The sequence below is a fragment of the Pseudoalteromonas sp. OF5H-5 genome (assembly GCF_021530695.1).
GTDB lineage: Bacteria > Pseudomonadota > Gammaproteobacteria > Enterobacterales > Alteromonadaceae > Pseudoalteromonas.
The window spans coordinates 162,083-182,051 of the sequence record NZ_JAKGBF010000012.1 but is presented as its reverse complement, the minus strand read 5'-3'; the positions used below and the strand labels follow the sequence as shown (position 1 = coordinate 182,051).

General features: G+C 45.2%; 9 protein-coding genes. 4 read left to right on the top strand and 5 right to left on the bottom strand.

What is annotated here, in order from left to right; translation table 11 throughout:
* Nucleotide 1 precedes the first annotated feature (1 nt).
* From L1271_RS17520 to L1271_RS17510, 3 genes are read left to right on the top strand one after another with little or no spacing between them, the layout of a single operon-like run.
* Nucleotides 2-6,313, top strand: coding sequence for a non-ribosomal peptide synthetase (locus L1271_RS17520; protein ID WP_235368399.1), 6,312 nt, complete (start codon nucleotides 2-4; stop codon nucleotides 6,311-6,313).
* Between the two features lie 3 nt (nucleotides 6,314-6,316).
* A complete protein-coding gene (locus L1271_RS17515; RefSeq protein WP_235368398.1) occupies nucleotides 6,317-10,429 on the top strand; it encodes a non-ribosomal peptide synthetase in 4,113 nt (1,370 codons plus the stop codon).
* Nucleotides 10,426-11,679 (top strand): MFS transporter, encoded by a 1,254-nt coding sequence (locus L1271_RS17510; RefSeq protein ID WP_235368397.1) that lies wholly within the window; start codon nucleotides 10,426-10,428, stop codon nucleotides 11,677-11,679. The genes L1271_RS17515 and L1271_RS17510 overlap by 4 nt, the downstream gene beginning before the upstream one ends.
* Nucleotides 11,680-11,713: 34 nt before the next feature.
* On the opposite strand, the gene L1271_RS17505 is transcribed toward L1271_RS17510, so the two are convergent.
* The 5 genes from L1271_RS17505 to L1271_RS17485 all read right to left on the bottom strand — a co-directional run bounded on the left by L1271_RS17505 (nucleotide 11,714) and on the right by L1271_RS17485 (nucleotide 19,128).
* Nucleotides 11,714-12,376 (bottom strand): fumarylacetoacetate hydrolase family protein, encoded by a 663-nt coding sequence (locus tag L1271_RS17505; RefSeq protein WP_235368396.1) that lies wholly within the window; start codon nucleotides 12,374-12,376, stop codon nucleotides 11,714-11,716.
* Nucleotides 12,377-12,463: 87 nt separating this feature from the next.
* Nucleotides 12,464-13,660 (bottom strand): ABC transporter permease, encoded by a 1,197-nt coding sequence (locus L1271_RS17500; RefSeq protein ID WP_235368395.1) that lies wholly within the window; start codon nucleotides 13,658-13,660, stop codon nucleotides 12,464-12,466.
* On the bottom strand, nucleotides 13,650-14,606 hold the full coding sequence (locus tag L1271_RS17495; RefSeq protein ID WP_235368394.1) for an ABC transporter ATP-binding protein: 957 nt from the start codon (nucleotides 14,604-14,606) through the stop codon (nucleotides 13,650-13,652). Before L1271_RS17495 ends, L1271_RS17500 begins: the two co-directional genes overlap by 11 nt.
* A 59-nt stretch (nucleotides 14,607-14,665) precedes the next feature.
* Nucleotides 14,666-18,235 (bottom strand): ABC transporter permease/M1 family aminopeptidase, encoded by a 3,570-nt coding sequence (locus tag L1271_RS17490; protein WP_235368393.1) that lies wholly within the window; start codon nucleotides 18,233-18,235, stop codon nucleotides 14,666-14,668.
* Nucleotides 18,236-18,246: 11 nt separating this feature from the next.
* Nucleotides 18,247-19,128: an ABC transporter ATP-binding protein gene (locus L1271_RS17485; protein WP_010606823.1), complete on the bottom strand. Its 882-nt coding sequence runs from the start codon at nucleotides 19,126-19,128 to the stop codon at nucleotides 18,247-18,249.
* 151 nt (nucleotides 19,129-19,279) lie between these two features.
* Here L1271_RS17485 and L1271_RS17480 point away from each other — a divergent pair, with 151 nt between their 5' ends.
* On the top strand, nucleotides 19,280-19,957 hold the full coding sequence (locus L1271_RS17480; protein WP_010606824.1) for a nitroreductase family protein: 678 nt from the start codon (nucleotides 19,280-19,282) through the stop codon (nucleotides 19,955-19,957).
* The last annotated feature ends 12 nt before the right edge of the window (nucleotides 19,958-19,969 follow it).

Below are 19,969 nucleotides of genomic sequence, written 5' to 3'. Positions count from 1 at the left end.
CATGGAGTTAACATCTTTACTGAACGACCTTCACGCGCAGCAGTTGCGCGTGTGGGTGTCTGAGCAAAATACCTTGGCACTGGGATATGAGGGTAACGTAGCGCCAACTTTGCTCACAGCACTCAAAGCGCATAAAGCTGAACTATTGGCGCTACTAAGCGCCCACCAGATCTGCTCCGAAACAGCCTTTTTAAGCTGGCCATTATTAAAGCCAGTGCCACTTTCCAATGCCCAGGCAAGGTTGCTGTATGTAGACAAACGTGCACCAAAGTCCTGTGCTTATCATATTCCAATGCTGGTTGAGCTGAATGATCCAGCGCAGCAACAAGACATAACCTCGGCACTAGCACAGCTGCTTGTCCATCACCCGATCCTAACGAGTGTAATTGAAACCGATGCTGAGCATTTTAACTGCCGAGCAACCTTACAACCTCTAGCGGTCGAGTATCACCGTGCAACCACTTTGGCTCATGTACAAACACTGGTAAAAGAGCACATCCACACGCCGTTTGACCTCCATACTCAAGCTCCCTTTAGAGTCTGTATTATCGAGCTTGAGCAAAGGCGTTTTATGCTTTTCCTTTGGCATCATATCGTCTTTGATGCTTGGTCAATGCAAGTCATGTTGCGCGACTTAGTTAGCTTGCTACAAGGAGAAAACATTAAGCCATTAAGCTATTTTGACTTTGCCAAGTGGCAACAAAGGCAAGAACAAAGCGCTGCACACAGTTATTGGCAAACGCAACTTGCAGGCGCTCATGCCACACAAATTGCACCGCTGTTTGCTACACAAACACACGAAACCGAATCGCTCACGCACTATTTTGCACTTTCACCACAGCAAAGTCAGGCATTGCGTGCCCTAGCAAAATCATTAAATACCACGGTGTACAGCGTGTTGCTTGCCCATTACTGTTATATTTTGGCACTTCATAGCGGTGAAACAGACATCGTGATTGGTGCGCCATCGGATAATCGAGATCACCCGCAAACGCAAGAAATGATTGGCTTTTTTGTCAACACCTTAGTGCTTAGAGTGAAGCTAGATTACCGCCAAAATTTTGCCAGCCTCGTGCAGCAAGTTCATGAGACTGTGCGCGCCGCAAAACAATACCAAAGTTATCCTTATGATCAACAAGTTGCCTGTTTGAGTGAGGGCAAACACTCACCTCAGCCAAGCCTGATGTTTAGTGTACAGAGATTTGCCAGCGAGCTTATGGACGAGTTTGCGTTACCATTTTCAGCGGTTGATGCTTTTACTAACGAGTCTTTATATAACCCGATTAAATGTGATTTCCGTCTGGCATTTGATGATAGCAATACAAATCTGCAAGGACAGATAAGTCTTGATCCCAATAAGTTTGATGATGCATTTGCACAGCAATTTGCCCACACCTATCAGCAATTATTGGTACAGCAGTTAGAGCACAGCGACGTCGCTCTTGAGCAATTATCAACTTCTCACCCAAGCACAAAGCCATCAGCAACCACAGTTAAGCAAACTTCAACCCTATCGCTATATCAACAATTTTTAGCCTGCGCCTCAGCAGCTCCAGATGCACCAGCGTTACAAATCAACGATGAGGTTATTACTTACCAAACACTCGCTGCGCGTGTTCAGCACCTGACTGTGCAACTCCAAGCACAGTTAACCCACGAGCAAAACCCTGTTATCGCGCTGATATTTGAGCGCAGTCCAGAGATGATAGTCGCCATATTAGCAACGCTTGGAGCCGGTGCTGGATATTTACCCCTCAATCCAGAGCAAGGCCAAACACGTAGTGAGTTTATGTTGCAAGACAGTGGTGCCAACCTGCTACTTTGTCATCAAGCAACCTTGAATACAGCCATGTGTTTTAGCGCAATCACAGAGGTGCAAAACATTGACGAGTTAGCGCAACAACCAGCTCCTGTTTTCGATATAGATCAAGCGAACTCAACGTGTCATTCATCACTTGCATATATTATTTATACTTCTGGAAGCACCGGTAAACCAAAAGGCGTCATGGTAGAGCAGCGGCAAGTTCAGGCTTTGGTTCAAAGCGCAACTGCGGCTTACAATTTTAACTCAAGTGAAAAAACACTGAGTCTGGCTCCGTACTTTTTCGACGCGTCCGTAGAGCCACTCTTTTTAACACTGCTCAACGGTGCTTGCTGGGTGATCATGAATGAGGCAAGTGCAAACTCGCCAGCTATGATAAGCGAAACTATCGTTAGCCAAAGGATCAGTCACTTAGTCACAGTTCCTGCATTTTTAAGTGCCATTGGTACGCCGCCCGAGCATCATGCACTACAGCGTGTGATCACCGGTGGCGAGCCTTGTGACCGTAATCTCATGGAGGCATGGACGCCTCTTCTTCATATTGAATATGGTCCGACCGAAACCACGGTAACCGCAACAGCAAACCACCAGCCGCTACAATCATGCTATTTCAATAATATTGGCGCACCACTGCCTCATGTTGATATTCAGATCGTTGATGCCAACCTCAAAGCGCTGCCACCCTTTTGTCAAGGAGAGATCCTTATTGGTGGCGCGAGTGTCGCACGAGGCTATGTTAACCTTGCAGAGCAGACGGCGTCGCGCTTTATTAACTGGCACGGAACACGTATGTATCGCACGGGCGATCAGGCGCGGTATCTGGCAAACGGCGAGATCCAATTTTTAGGACGTGCCGATGAGCAGGTAAAAATTCGTGGCTATCGCATCGAGCTACAAGAAATAGAGCACCTACTTAACCTGCATTCGCAAATCAACCAAGCTTGCGTCAAAGTACAGCAAAACAACCATCTCATTGCTTATTTCACTGGCGACCAAACCCTCTCTCACACCGAGATTGTGAAGTGGCTACAACCGCAATTACCAGATTATATGCTGCCAAATGGCATTTGTTGGCTAGAACAATTGCCTGTGCTCGCCTCTGGTAAAGTGGACAGCCGCAGCTTACCAAGCGTCGCACTGGTATCACAGACACCATACCGAGCACCGCGCACGCCATTAGAGCAGCAGCTTTGTGCTCTATGGCAGGCACAGCTTGAAGTTGAGCTCGTAGGCATTGATGATGACTTTTTTGCCTTAGGCGGCCATTCTCTGAGTGCAATGACATTGGTGGCTAAAATGCACTCTAGCTGTAACGTTAACATCAGTTTGAGTCAATTTTTGCAAAGCAAAACGATAGCGCAACTGGTATCACAGCAAGCTAGCAACGCCAGTGAGCCTTTAGCGGTCGCATCAACATCACAATCACTTGACGAAATCATTGTGCCCGCGCAGCAGCAAGCGATGCTCACCAGCGAGCAATTAGCAACACAATCAGGCGCTTTTCATATCCCCTTACAGCTAAAATGCCAAAGTGGGCTACAACAGCAAGCGTTACAACACGCAATCTATCAGCTGGTTGAGCGTCATGCTATTTTGCGCACCCGCTATACTCAACAGCAACAAGGTCGTTGGGCATATAAAGATGAGCAAGGCGTGCCAACATGCAAAACCCTCATAAACACGCCGCATAGTGAATTTATCGCTCAGACATTTGACCTTGAGAATGATGCGCCGCTACGGATCGGACTGTATCACCAAGATGATGAATTTGGGGTGTTACTGGTATTTCATCACATAGCCTTCGACGGCTGGTCGACACAAGTATTGTTGGATGAACTGAACACGCTGCTATCAGGACACACGCTTGCCCCAACCTCACTGCAATTTCGCGACTATGCATATTGGCAATCAACACAACAATACGACGATGCCACCGCATTTTGGCAGCAACACTTGATTGATATTGATGTCACCCCATGGCCAACCGATGAGCCAAGACAGGCTTTGTTTGATCACCAAGGTGAAGCATTCCCCTTTACCCTCTCGGCAACACTAACATGTGAGTTAAGGACGCTGGCAAAATCACATCAGGTATCTATGTACAACTTACTACTGTGTGCTTTTCAGCTCGCATTATGTGCATGGGATAGTCGTGAAAGTATTGTCGTTGGCTCCCCCACCGATAACCGCGACTCGGCATTTAAAGATACGCTAGGTTACTTTGTTAATACCTTACCGATGCCGCTGCGTGTCGACTTAAATAAGAGTTTTTCTGACTACCTAAGACAAAGCCAAACGCTGTTACTTGCGGCGAAATCTCACCAACAATTGCCGTTAGAGTCAATTGCCGCACAACTTGGATTGATCCGAGAGGTGGGTGTATCGCCACTGTTCCAAGTGTTTTTTACCTTTGATCAGTTCTCACTACCAACGGCGCAATATCAACATTTTGAAGTCGCCAGCGACACCGCCCAGCAAAACCAGTATCACCCAGCCAAGTTTGACTGGAATTTGGTGATTAAAGATATGCCAGAACAATTGGTTGGTCAGCTCATTGTTGCTCGCAGTCGTTACCAGTCTTCCCGCTGCCAACAATTTGTGCACTTTTTTTGCCGTTATCTTGAAAATCTCTGTCAGTACAACGAGGAACCTTTACTACAATGCCCTTTGGTTAGTACTGAATATTTACAGCAAGTCATCTCAGAAACACGATTATCACAACCAAATGACGCTTTTTTAGTGCAATTTGCGAAGACAGTAGCAGCGTATCCAGCACGCACAGCATTAAGCTTCGCTGAGCAAACCGTGAGTTATCGCGAGCTAGACTTGTTTTCTGATCACTTAGCAGCACAGTTGATTGCAACCAATGACGAAGGCTCGCCAGTTGCACTTTATTTTGATAAAGGTATAGAAGCTCCCATAGCAATGCTAGCGGCGCTAAAAGCGGGCATGCCCTTTGTTTCACTCTCAGCTAATCATCCCGTTGCTCGTCGCCAAGAGATTATGGCAAAAGCGCAGGCAAAACTGCTCCTTAGCCGCACACCACTCAGCTGGAATGCATTGCCAACACTGACCTTTGATGTACAGACACTACAGCAAAGTGCTCAACTACGGCCATTCTCAGCCAACAATCATGCAACAGACAAGCTGGCTTACCTCATTTTTACTTCGGGGACGACGGGAGAACCTAAAGGGGCGATGCTGTCTTACCAAGGCCTTGCTAACCTCTGCACCGAGAAGCGCAACACCCATAAATTAGAGGGAAATACTCAGGTAGTCACTAGCCAATATGCTGAATATGTTTTTGATGCCTGTATTTGCGAGATATTCCCAGCCCTAGCTGCTGGCGCTAAACTGGAAATCATTCCAGAGCCAATACGCAAAGATCCACAACAGCTGTGCCGCTATCTCAAAGCTAAACAGGTCAACGTCGCATTTATTCCTACGGTATTTATCAATCAGTTTCCAAAGTGGATAGCGGATATTAACTTAACCGTATTGTATGCCGGTGGTTCTCGTTTAGACCCAGTCAGCCACAAGTTGGCAGAGTATCATTTCAATGAATATGGATTAAGTGAAACAAGTGTCACCGCAACACTTAGTGAAGTGTACCCCAATACACCTATCACTATTGGTAAGCCTATTCGTAACACTCGATGCTATGTGTTGGACCCTTTTATGCGGATTTTACCGGACGGTGCGTTGGGTGAGCTATACATCGCCGGTGATTGCGTCGGTTTGGGCTATTGGCAGGCACCAAAGCAAACGGCAAAACACTATGTTGACTATCACCTTCGCTGTGAAAACAACCACTTTTCTGACGAAAAGCTCTACCGCAGCGGAGACTTAGTGCGTAAAAATCAGCAAGGTGAATTCGAGTTTGTTGCCAGAGCTGACAAACAGTGGGATTTACATGGTCACCGTGTTGAGCCAGGCGAAATTGAGTATAAACTCAAAGCGCATCCAGATGTTGACCACGCCGTTGCACACTTACATTTAAGTGAAACAGGCAAAGTGCTGTTGGGTTATGTCGTACTTAACGCTAACACTGAGTGTGATGTGAACGACCTTCGCCAATGGTTGAATCAACAGCTCCCAAGCTATATGCAGCTTGCTGCGATATCACAGATTGACGCACTTCCAATGACAGTAAATGGCAAACTTGATACCGCTCAGCTCATCATTCCAACGCTGCAAGATAGTATTACCTATATCGCGCCAGCAACGGAACTACAACAACAACTCGCCAATGCTTGGCAGCAAGTGCTTGAAGTCTCCGAGATTGGCCTACAACACGACTTTTTTGCTTTAGGTGGCTCATCGATACAGGCAGCACAAGTTACCGCTCTGTGTAGTCAAGCACTCGGCAACGAAATTGCCGTCGCGACCTTACTGACTTACCCACAACTTGACGCATTTGCCACGCAAGTAGAACAACAGCTAAACGCGCTCGCCAGCAGCGAAGACTGCGAATTTGAAATGGAGTTATAACGCATGATCGAATCATTTATTTATGAACTAAAACAAAGTGGGATAAGCGTTTGGCAGCAAGAGGATAAATTAAAAATTGCTAGCAACGTGAATTTACAAGGCCAAGCTATTGTTGAGCAGTTAAAACAGAATAAGCCACAATTGTTACGCTACCTCACAAGGCAAGGCATAGATAGCAAAGCTCGTTTTGATGAACTGTCTATCTTGCCGTTGGAAACGCGAAGCGCTCCGCTTACGCTTGGGCAGCAACAACTACTGTTTACCCAAGAAGTGAGCAACGCGGCAAGTACTTATCATATTCCATGCCTACTCAAAATCGCCAAGCACTGCGATATTGAAAAACTCACAGCAGCAATAGAACAACTGGTGATCCGTCACAGTGCGCTAGATATGGTTGTGGCCTATGATCACCAAGGAAAGACGATACAGCAGCCTGCCAATGAGGCGTTTATCGTGACGCATCATGAGCTTGGTAATCTAAACTTGCATGAGCAGTGCGAGCATTTCTTTAACGAGCCGTTTAGCTTACAGCATTCTCGACCATTTCGTGCCTATGTCATCACCTCAAAGGAGCAGCAACATGTGTTTTTTGTCTGGCATCATATCGCCTTTGACGGATGGTCTTTGGGACTTTTTTTACAAGAATTAACGTCACTCTATGAGGGGGAAAATCGACCTCTGAGTCTACAATTTAGTGATTATGCTTATTACATGGCAACACCCGGCCAACGTGAACGGCAAGCAACAAGTCAACGTTATTGGCAAACTCAATTGGCTGATTTCGAACCATTAAAACTTGCGCAAACTCAGTCGCGCCCATCTACCTTTGATCATCGCGGCGCGATACAGAGCATTGTGTTAGATGAAAGTACGACGCTAAAGTTACAACAAACAGCGAAAACGCACCGCATTAGTATTAATACACTTGGGCTTGCGGCTTGGTATCACACCCTTGCGCTGCTCAGCCATCAACGGCAATTTGTTGTTGGTATTGCGAGTGAAAACCGTCCAGCGGCACTGCAGCAAAACATACTTGGATATTTTGTTAACTCATTGCCGATTAAAGCGGATATCGACATGACGATGTTACTTGAGCGCTGGTTCACTCAAGTTAATCAAGTCGTTAATCAAGCCAAGCAACATCAGGCCTTACCGTTTGAGGCCATTAAGAATAGCTTAGACGTGCCGCTCGACACTAGCATGCACCCGATATTTCAAACGTTGTTTAGCAGTAGTCAGTTTGCCCCTGAGCAACATCATACCTTATGGCAAAGCGTTGACCTTGATCTTACCCAGCAGTGCCAAGCGAAGTTTGATTTAACGTTACACTTGAGCGCAGGGAAGACCACAGAGTTGAGGTTAACTTATGCCACGGCACTTTTTTCCAGTTCATACGCGCAGCAGATCCTCGAGTTATATCAAACGGTTTTACAGGCATATCTAACAGCTGAAAACGCCCAACAGCCTCTCTATAGCCTACCTTTATTGAGTAACACGGCGCAGCAAAAACAATATCAATTAAGTGGAATGCAACACGCCTATCCGAGCGTGGCAAGTATCACCGACCAGTTTGCTGAAATAGTAGCACGCTATCCAGATAAAGCTGCTATCAGTAATCGCCATCAAACCTTGAGCTACCAAGAGCTTGATAACCAAGCCAAGCAACTTGCCAATGCTATCTTGGCAGTCTACCCTGAACCCAAAGTCGTCGCACTCTACATGCGAAACGACATTGAGTTTGTGATTGCCATGTTGGCGGTACTAAAAATCGGCGCGGCATACACAACACTATCGCTCAAAGACCCAGTGGCGCGTCATCAATATCAACTGAGTGATAGTAATGTCGATGTAATTGTCACCTTGCATGAACATAGCCAAACATTGGCAACACTCAACCACAACAATATCGCTGAAGTTTTCTATGATACAAGTCTGGCAGATACTGATATCACGGCGAATTTTGAGCCTATGTACATCGCACCTAGCGAAGTCGCGACGATTATTTATACCTCAGGTACGACAGGAAACCCTAAAGGCACATTGCTCTCTCACGCCGCAATTAGCTCTTTGGCACTCGATAATCATAGTTACCAGCATCAACCCCAAGATAGCTTTATTCAACTCGCAAACCCAGCTTTTGATGCCACTCTATTTGAGATATGGAGCGCATTACTCAACGGTGCAGAGGTGCACTTAGGCTATCAGGACAGCCTTAATTCTGCAGCGCAGCTCAGTGCAACATTGCAGACGTTGAATATCACTTCAATGTTTCTAACCCGCTCACTGTTCGACACTTTGTTGCTGCAAGACGAGCATATTTTCGCTTCTCTGACTCATTTACTCGTGGGTGGTGAAGCATTAACAGAGTCGATGGTAAATAAATTGCTGGCGTCCACATCTTGTCCAAAACACTTTATCAATGGTTATGGCCCGACTGAGTGCACCACATTTACCACAGTGCAAACGATGTCTAAACAGCAGTCTGAGATAGCAATCGGCAAGCCAATCCCAGGGCGAGCAGTGGCTGTAGTCGGTCGCAATAACGAATTACTGCCACTTGGCTGTCCCGGCGAGTTAGTGGTTTGTGGACATGGCGTGGCTGCACGTTACCTCAATCACCCAACACTCAACAGCGAAAAGTTTGTATCCCTAAATCTGTTTGGCTCAATGCAAAAGTACTATCGCACGGGCGACTTAGTATATTGGAATGCACAACAGCAACTGTGTTATATCAACCGTGGCGACCAACAAGTCAAAGTACGAGGCTTTAGAATTGAGTTGGCAGAGATTGAGCATCACCTTAATCAGCTGGCGGATATAGATAGCTGTGCGGTTATTGCCAAAAAGCAGCAGGCTCAGACCTTGCTGCATGCATATTTGGTCATCAAACCAGCGGCCGATCAAGCTGCGGCACTCAGCCACTGTAAAACTCAGCTTACCAAGTTACTTCCTAGTTATATGATGCCACATAGCTTCACTGTCCTTTCGGCGTTACCGTTAACGCTCAACGGCAAACTCGACAAAACTAAGTTGCCAGAACCTGAGCTAAAGCAGCATCAACTCGTCGTGCCACAAACCAACACAGAGAAGGAAGTGCAGGCCATTTGGCAGGATGTTTTAGGCCAGAGTCCACTTTGTTGTGTGACGGCAGTGACTGAGCAAGGTGCCGACTCCATTAGTTTATTAAGCTTTTGTGGTGCAGCAAGCAAGCGTAATTGGCAGCTAACCCCACAACTTATCCTTGAACATCTATCAGTGCAGCAACTGGCAAGATTTATTGATAATCAGACCCGACTTGATTTTGCCACCATGAGTGAAGATCAAGCAATTGACGCTGCGCTTGCCCATGAGCATTTCGCTCCTTCACGTTTTTTTAATGCACCGCAGGGCGAGTTTCTGCTTCACCTCATGCCCGCAGCAGCAACCGCAGATAGCTTTGCACCTCTGTGTGAAAAACTCGCGCCCGACCTGCGCATTCACGCATTAGAAAATATCAAACTGTTCACAGGCAAACACATCAGCTTGCATACTATGGTGCGCTATTATGCTCAGCGTATTACAGAGATATCGCCAACTGGTCCACTTTACTTGGGCGGCTTTTGTGAAGGTGCGGCATTGTCACTGGAAGTGGCGCGTTACTTGGCCGAAATGGGTAGAGAAATTGTCCATTGCTTTTTGATTGACCCCGTCTTACCAAGGCTTACTTCAACAGCGCGTCAGGCCGCTGAAGAAGAGTATATTCGCTCGCAAGACGATGACGCTAAACCCATCGCTCGAGCATTTTTAGACTTTACTCAATACTTTCAAAGCGCGACGGCGTTTACCTTCCCTGTGAGCTTCTTTATCGCCGATCATGTCAGTGATGAGGCCATTCCACTTCCGGCACTGAGATTGATCCATCAAGTGGAAGACATACCTGCGCTGTATAAACGGACGTTTGCGAGTGACAGAAATGGTTTTGAAAATTTACTTGCCAATGCAGACTATATTGCGCTTGAAAGTGCACACGATGAAATCATGACCGACGCTAAAGACTTATCCATCATCGCGTTACACATTAATGCGTTAATGCAACAAACGAATAGCGCCGCAACCACTGTGGAGCAACGCGCATGACTCGTTCACAATTTGCTACACGATACGGCATCCACCTTGGGTTAACTATGTTTGCCAGTATGCTGGTGCTCCCTATTTTTACGCCTTACATGCTGAACTTAGGTCTAGCATTGCAAGATGTGGCCTTAGCTATGGTGGTCATGGCTATCACTATCGTGGTGTGTGAAGTACCAAGTGGTATTGCGGCAGATGCCATTGGTCGCCGCAAAGTATTTTTAGTTTCTTTAGTGTTTGCCGCTGTATGCAACTTACTTTTATTGTTGAGTGAAGACTTTTGGCACGTCTGCTTAGCCATGGCATGTTGGGGATTAAGTCAGGCATCGTTAACTGGCACGCTCAACGCATGGTTTGTTGAAACTTATCAAAAGCTTGAAGGAGACGAACCACTGAATAAAGGGTTCGGTAAAGTGTATGGTATTGGCTATCTTATCGGCGCCAGTGCCGCTTTATTTGCCGCCCTCTTTTTGGCGTTTGCGACTAGCCCAACACAACAGCTCAACCACTTGTATCAAGCCTTAATCTTGGTTTCGATAGCGGTATTGTGTGTGGTATTTGCATGTACTTTTGTCGTGGTGAAAGAGTCAACGAGACCTCAGCAAGAGGTGGTTGAGAAAGGACCGATTAGCCAAGCTAAGGCCATGCTGGCAACTTGTAAGCAAAGTGGTATGCAAAGGCTGCTGTTGGTGATTGTTTTTGCAATTCCTGTTGCCAGTAGCATAGAGAAGTTTTGGCCTGCTCTAGCAGAGCGCTATAGTAGTGCACCAGTTGACTCTATTGCGTGGATATTCCCAGCAATGATGGCGGCTGGGTTTGTATTAAATGGCGTCGCTGCAGCTATCAGCGCTCCGATCTGCTCTCTATTTGGCCAACGCTTAGGGTATGTCATGGCGTTCGCTCATTTCGCCAAATTAGCCTTTGTGCTGTTACTTGCTTGGGTTACGTCACTACCATTACTGATTGTAGCTCTGCTGTGCTTTTATCTTTGTATGGGACTAGCGCAACCAGCACAACTGCAACTACAACATCAACTGAGTAGCGATAACGTGCGAGCCAGTGTGGAGTCAATAATGTCACTGACCACTCGCTTTGGTGGCTTGCTCGGCTCTGCATTAACCGCTTTACTGTTGGGCTACGTCAGCCTGACTATCAGCTGGATAATATTAGGCGCAATTTCACTCGTTGCTATCATGCTGTGCTGCTCGAGCACAATCAATCAACCGGAAGCTGAGCTCGTTGCTGCGCAGTCGTAACAGACTACGCAGCGATGTACATAAAAGCGAGAAGCTAATCTATCGCAACTTTGCCATGCCAAGGAGTATGGCTTTTCAGCTGCAGCGTAAGTTCATCGCCATGCGCTAGGCTCCCTACCCCTTTTGGCGTTCCTGTTAAGACAATATCTCCTGGCTGAAGCGTAAAGTAACGAGCAATGTCCTTTAGCAACTCAGCGATTGGAAAAATCATTAAGCTAGAGTCGCCATGTTGTTTAAGCTCTCCATTTTGCCAAAAACGATATTCAATACTCTCAGCAAAGGTGTTTTCATCGCATGGTACAAAAGGCGTCATTGGGCAACTATTATCATAGGCCTTTGCCCGCTCCCATGGGTGCCCTTGTGCTTTTAGCTCACTTTGTAAGTCTCGTAATGTCAAATCGAGTGCCAGCCCAATTCCAGCGATATGCTTGAGAGGCGCTGGGGTTTTTGCATCAATTTTGGTGCCTACCAATAGTGCAAGCTCGGCCTCATAATGATGTTCGCCAAGTGCGGCGTCCAACTTCATTTCATTATTAAATGGAACTAAACTCGTTGCTGGTTTAATAAACAACAGCGGACTGCTTGGAATAGGGTTATCTAGCTCTTTGGCGTGCGCTACGTAGTTTCTACCAACACAAACGATTTTCCCCGCTGGTAGACTTATTTTATTGTTTTCATTATCAATATGTTGATACATTTCACCCTCTCTGTACGGCCACAAGCTTTAGTTATGGAGCGTACCATAACCAAAGCGTTGAGCTAGCAAGTTATCATATAAACGGTATTATTCCGGTTTACAGACCCAGCGCACCATATCCTTAATTGAGGGTTCCTTGCCATACATCACCATGCCCGCTTTAAACAATCGCCCCGCAGCAACACGGATAAGGTAGCAACCAAGTAATGCGCTGACCAACGCGCATAACACTTGCCAAATGGGTACTTCAATTAACGCCATTTTTACTGGCATCACCACAAATGCGGTAAGCGGGAAAAGACTCAAAATATCCACGGCAAGGCTGCTAGGACTATCAACAATCATAAACGCGATAACAATTGGCAATATAGGGATCATCATAAATCCTGTCTTGCCACTATGGTTAGGATCGTCAATAGCTGCGGCTATTGCTGCCATAAAGGCTGTTGCCATATAAAGACCTACTATCGCAAACAGGGTAAACCAAGGCAACATTGCAAAGTCTATCATCGTAAAGTCCAAGGCTTCGTTTTTTACAACGACTTGTATAAAAGCCATCGCCAACAAAAATGAAAATAACGTACTTAACATAGCCTTTAGACAATGGAGCATTTGACCAAATATTTTGCCGTCAATCCAAGTTTGCGCATTCATACAAGAATATAATTGCTCGGTAACACGCTGCTGCTTTTCTCCGGTGATAGACACGAAGATCTGTCCAAATGACGTAAAAATACCGATGAGCATCAATAGCATCACGCCAAATGCTGTCATCGAAGACTGGTTGTGTGCCTCCTTAACCGCATCCTTGGTGTATTGATTGGAAACGCTCACAGGTTGCTGTAACAAGGCGAGCTGAGCGGCAGATAAATTAAAGCTCTGTGCGAGTTCGTTGCTGTAAAACTGCTTAAGCGCTACCTCAACTTCATTCTGCCAAGACATTTTACCTGTGGTAATCAGTTCAAACTGTAACGCCTCACCCGCTTGGGCTTGAAGTATCAAAATACCGTCAATTTCCTCTTGTTCTAACTGAGTCAGAAGCTCAGCTTTTGAAGCATCAACTCGCTTTAGAAGCAAAGGCTCAGGTAGCTGAGTTAAGTTCATGGCGGATGGTGTTGCGATAACATATTGCTCAGGTTCAAAAAACGAAGTGCTTTGCCAAAAATAGATAAGCAAACCTATCGCCAGCATAATTGCTTTACCGATCAACTCCTGCTTGAGTTTAAAAAAGTACATAAACTCCCATTTGGTCACTTGCAGTATCTGTTGCAGTTTATGAGACATGGGCATTCTCCTGAGATTGCACTTTGCCTTGATGAGACTCGATTGCTTTAAGATAGAGTTGATGCAAGTCCATCGTTTTGGTTTCTATTCCTTGCAAAGTCGTTGATTTAGACAAATCGGCGAGCAGCAAATTAAGCTCTGAGGAGTCACTCAACTCAAACTTAATTTTATTCTGACTTAATTGAGTACACGCAACCTTGTAGTTACCTAAATTGAGCTCTGTGTAGTTCGTTGCCTCACTGAAGCTCACTGTGATATCGATGCCAACACCAACGTCCTGTTTTATTTCGGCTAACGTGCCATAAAGCACGGCTTGCCCGTGATTCATTAACAGCATTCGATCGGCAAGCTTTTCCACCATCGCCATCTGATGTGCGCTTAAAATAACCGTCATGCCTTGTGCTTTTAACGCTTCTAAAAACACCACCACCTTTTCTTGGTTGATGGGGTCAAGACCAGAGAAAGGCTCATCAAGCAATACAACCTTGGGTTTGTGCAATACTGCCGATATTAACTGTACTTTTTGCTGATTGCCTTTTGACAACGATTTCAACCGCTCATGCGCTCTATCACTTAAGTCAAACTGTGTTAGCCAAGACTGAATCTGTGCTAGCGCTGCGTTTTTCTCAACACCGCGTAGCTTGGCAAAATAGAGCAAATTCTGCTGCACGGTTTTTTCAGCGTAAAGCCCTCTATCTTCTGGGAGATAACCTAAACTTTGATGAGGGATTGATTGATATGCTTGCCCATCAATATTCACAGCGATTGTGCCGCTATCTGGATAGGTAAATCCAACCAACATTCTCACAAGGGATGATTTACCCGCACCATTGGGGCCCAGTAATGCAAAGATCTCACCTTGTTTAACGCTAAAACTTAGATTGTCTACTGCTTTTACCGAAACATATTGCTTCGACACCCCTATTACTTGCAATAAATCTGGCATAACTTTCCTTTAAAAACGAATGAGGGCTTTCGAAAAGCCCTCTCCTACCTATATATCCATTAGAGTGACTTGATGTTATCGGCGGTTTTCTTATCAATCAGTTTTACAAACGGATCAACTCCCGCAAATTTCGGTAACTCTGTTACTTTCAACTCAATCTTATTTTCACCCGATGTGATGACGTGCTTTTGTAGATATAACAGCGTTTCGTCACTTTGAATGTTGTTAGGATCGGCAGAGAATAAGGCTATATCAATCTCTTGATTAAGCGGGATTTCTTCTTCGTTACCTTCACCATCTGCATGCTTTTTCGCCGCCTCAACCGTTAAGGTCACCGTATGTAGCTCTCCCGCTTGCGTCGCTTCTTGCACTTCAACACCCGCAAGCTTAAGCTCATACAACGTAATCGCATTGAACTGATCTTCGATAAATACTTGTTCTTGCTCTGAAGCCCCCGCTTTTAAGTAAGTCAAAAAGTCGAGTGTCGTTGGGTAGATATCTGTTCTAAAACGATAGTCATTTAAGAAGCTTCTTAATGCGCTATTGAGTCGCGTTTCTCCAAGTAAATCGTGCAGCGCTAACATCACAACAGAACCTTTATTGTAGTGAATGTACTGCTGACCGACTGTTCTGGATAGCGCCCGCTCTTCATACGGATCAGAACCTCGCCCACTTAAATAGGTGTCTAGTTCATACTTCAAGAATTTACGGAGATTATGCTCGCCGTACTTTTCTTTCATCACCATAATGGCAGAATATTGCGACAACATTTCCGACAGGATATTTGACCCCTCCACATTAGCACCAATCACCTGATGCGCCCACCACTGGTGTGCCAGCTCATGTGACGTCACATAGTAAGGTACATTGATATTGTCAGGATTACGGGTGTCCGTTAAAAATCCAATATTCTCCGAGTAAGGCACTGTATTGGCAAAACTTTGCGCAAAGTCTCGGTAACGAGGAAACTCAATAATACGCATTTGCTTATGTTGGTAAGGCCCAAACTCTCGAGTGAAATAATCAATTGAGTCTTTAGTCGACTGCAACATAGTGTCGACGTTCCAAGCATGATCTTTATGGTAGTAAACCTCGAGCGCAATGCCTTTGTACTCTTCTCGTTTCACCTCAAGATCCATCGACAAGATGTTATAGAAGTGCAGCATTGGAGCATCCATTTCATAGACATAGGTCGTGCGGCCGTCTTTGCTGAATTTTGATTGCAAATAACCCGGCACCATCGCAACTTGCGATTCATCCGTCGTCACCGTTGCGGCGAATGTGACGAAATTTTCAGCAAACAATGGCTCATGATGATAGTGTGTTTCTTCAATCTTATTGCCACGTTTTAGTGGTTCAAGGCTGCGCTGACGACGCTCACTTTTGTCTTGAATTTGCTTATAGATGTTATAACCAAATGTCGGGAACAAGGTCGCGTTATCAATGAAGGTACCATTGTTCACCAAAGTTTCATCATAGCCTCTATCTACAAAGCCAAGCGTTTGGCGTACGACTGACATCGTAATTACACGCTGCTCACTCGGTGTCATTGGTTGTGAAAGCTCAAGCCAAGCATGCTTAAAGGTTTTATCCTCTTCAGCAAGCGTAGCGCCAGCCATTTCAACTTGCCACTCTAATGTATGATCAGGTTTATTGACCAAAAAGCGAGTAATCTCTTTATCTGAGCGGTTTTCAACCAACAGCTTTACCTGCGCTTCAATACGACGTGTCTTTGGAAATATCTCAGCATTGAGCTGTACGTCTAACGTGACAGGTACAGGGTCATCACGATACTGGGCAAATTGTTGCTCATATAGCTCTGCGATATCTTCAGCTTCATCCTGCGTGATAAACTCATTGACCATTTGCGTGTTGTAGTAGATGTAGCTGCCACTGCCCACGAATATTAAAGCACCACAAGCCAATAATGCTTTACCAGCGTTACCTAACTGATAGCCCATCAGTGAAATGCGTGCTTTCAGCGTTTGTCCTGCACCACGAGGCCAAAGTGCATAGCTTAGTGTCGCTAATATCATGCTAAAACCAAACCAGTACAAATTGTACCAATGTGCTGCACTGAGGAAATGACCATAACCATTAATATCTGAGTACGGCACTGGGGAAGTTTCGCCTAAGTGGTACATATTGTGCTCAAAACCAAAGTTGGTCAGGACTATCGAAATAATGAAATAAACGACATATATTCCCATACCCATATACTTGCTTGGACTCATCACCTGTATCAAAAATGCTAAGGTGGTTTGGAAGGCAAAACCTAACACATATAAATATCCCAAGCGCACAATATACTGGGCAAGATCTATCTGTGTCACACCCGACAATAGTTGATAGCTAATGGTGATCAAGCTACCAAATACACATAGCAGCGTCATCACCGCAACTAAGGCTATGTATTTAGAGCCCCAAAATACCCAGTTTGCAACAGGATAAGAGTCAACAATGTCTCCCATTCGCGAATCACGGTCATGCCATACCAGCTCAGCGCTGTAATACACCAATACAATGACCAATAATTGCCAGAAGCTCCCATGGATAAGCTCCACCATTCTAAAGGTCACTGGCCATACTTCTGTGCCATACCAATTAAATGAGCCAACCAGTGCAGGTATTAAGGTTGCCACCGCCAAAATTAATAACACTAAGAATGGGTAGCTTTTAAGCACTTGCTTTACTTCAAAAGTGGTTCTGGTGCAAAAGTGCACCCAACTACTACCTACGCTCGCTTTAAAATCAAAACGATTCAGCAATGCCGACGCTTGGTTACCATCTTCTTTGGCTTTACTCTTAGTTTTTTGTTTTTGCGGTAAATAATGAGAAGTATTTAAGGCTAAAGCACCTAAACTGAGCAGTGCAACTGACATCCAAATTAAGCGGTTATAGAGCAGTTCATCAACTAAGCTAATGACTGACGTATTGCGATCTGCAATGGTCCAATATTCTGATTGCGCCGAAATAGCTGATAGGCCAAACATGTCTAAATACGCAGCAATGGTACGGTATTCAATGTCTGAAAAAATACTATTTGCCACAAGATAAGTCACAAACAAACCCACAGCAACTAAGTACATTGCTATCATGGTTCTAAATTTTTGCGCCACCAGCGCAAATAGGCTCGCCATAAAGAACAGTGAAGGGGCCGCGATGACAAATAGTGGCGTTAGGTAATAGTTGAGTTTATTAGGCCCAATCAGTTCGGTATCTAGCCAACCGACTAAACCACCAATGCCTGAGCCTACCCAGATCCCCACTAAACACATTGAAAATACTAGTAAAGTAACAAGATAAGCGCCGAGAAAACGACCCAATCGGTACTGAGCTAAGTGCAAAGGCTTACTCAAAATAAGCTCACTGAACTTACTTTGATCGTCTCTTATTACCGCACTACCAACAAAGTTAACCACCAAAAAGATGGAAAAAATGGTCATGATGGCAACGGTTTGTAAGATGGCAAAGGGCGAGTTTACATTGACGTTACTGCCACCACCAATCTGTACCGAGTCCGAAACTGAGGCAAAAAAGGTGAGCAAAAATAGAATCAGAGAAGTCACATAAAAGGAAGGCTGACGGACAAAATACCGCAGCTCAAAACGCATCATTTTAAATAGCATCTGCCTACTCCTTACGCTGCTTGATTATTTCGATGAGTATGCAGAGTAGAAAAATAGACGTCCTCTAAATCGGCTGGTACCGCTTCAAAGCCTTCAGGTGCTTGATCAGCAAATACATTAAGTAAGGTCTGGCCCGCGAATAAGCGCTTAGAAATAACCGGTAAGTTTTGCTCTACTTCTTTCGCTTCTGCAAGTGTGACCGACTTACGCCAGATTTTCCCCTGTAGCTGCTCGGTGAGCGCAATTGGATTACCTTCAAGTAAAATTTGTCCGCTCGCCAATACAGCCATATTCGGACATAGCTCAGACACATCCTCTACAATATGCGTTGATAAGATGACTACTTTACTCTCACCTAAGCCAACGAGTAGATTGTGGAAACGATTACGTTCTTCTGGGTCTAGTCCCGCCGTCGGCTCATCCACAATGAGTAAATCAGGGTCGCCAAGCAGTGCCTGTGCAATACCAAAGCGTTGACGCATACCTCCGGAAAATCCGCTTACCGCATTTTTACGGTGATCATATAAGTTAGTTTGTGCGAGCAATCCGTCAACGGCTTCTTTACGCTCTTTTTTATTATTTAACCCTTTTAGGATTGCCATATGATCCAATAAATCATACGCACTAACGCGTTGGTAAACACCAAAGTCTTGCGGCAGGTAGCCTAAACGTGCACGAAGTGCCTTTGGCTCCTTTAAAACATCTACACCATCGAACTGTATAGTGCCTGCATCTGCCGACTGTAATGTGGCAATCGTGCGCATCAACGAAGATTTACCAGCGCCATTAGGTCCGAGCAAACCAAACATTCCCTTTGGAATAGTCAGGTTTACACCTCTCAAAGCATGAACGCCATTGTCATAGGTTTTTGAAAGTCCTGAGATTTCGAGCATTTTTATTTCCTGTCCGGATTTTTATTATTGTCCTTTTTATAACATTTCCCTAGGTTAGTGACAATTAACATAAACATATCAATTGCAAATAAAAGTAAACACTGAAACACTAAGAAGCATTCTTAGTTTACAACACCCAAGGAAAACTAACATGCAAGATCACGCCAACCACCCATTGACGGATTTTATTGAATACCCTCACGAGGAAATGCTAAGTCGTGCGGAAGCATTCTTGGAGAACAGTAAGAGACGTCATAGTATCCGTGCTTTTAGCGACCGCCCAGTACCGCAAGAAATCATCGAAACTTGTATCAAAGCGGCGGGCACTGCCCCTAGTGGTGCAAATCACCAGCCATGGCATTTCGTGGCGATTGGCAGCGCAGAAAAGAAAAAACAGATCCGAGCTGCAGCCGAAGACCTCGAGCGCTCGTTTTACCAAGGCCGTGCGGGAGATGAGTGGCTGGACGCGCTAAAGCCTTTGGGCACAGATGCACAAAAACCCTACTTAGAACATGCACCTTGGCTTATCGCTATTTTTAGTCAGAAAAAAGGTGGGATCCACGCGGAAGACAAAAATACCAACTACTATGTCCATGAATCGGTTGGGATAGCTACTGGGTTTCTTATCCAAGCTCTGCATAATGCAGGACTTGCCACACTGACCCATACACCTAAACCTATGAGCTTTTTAAGCGAGTTGTGCGGTAGAGATAAAGATAACGAACGTCCTTATATGTTATTGATTGCGGGTTATCCAAGTGATGATGCAACTATTCCAGAGCACGCAACAGTGAAAAAATCACTCGCCGAAATCGCTTCCTTTATTTAAAAGTTCGGATCA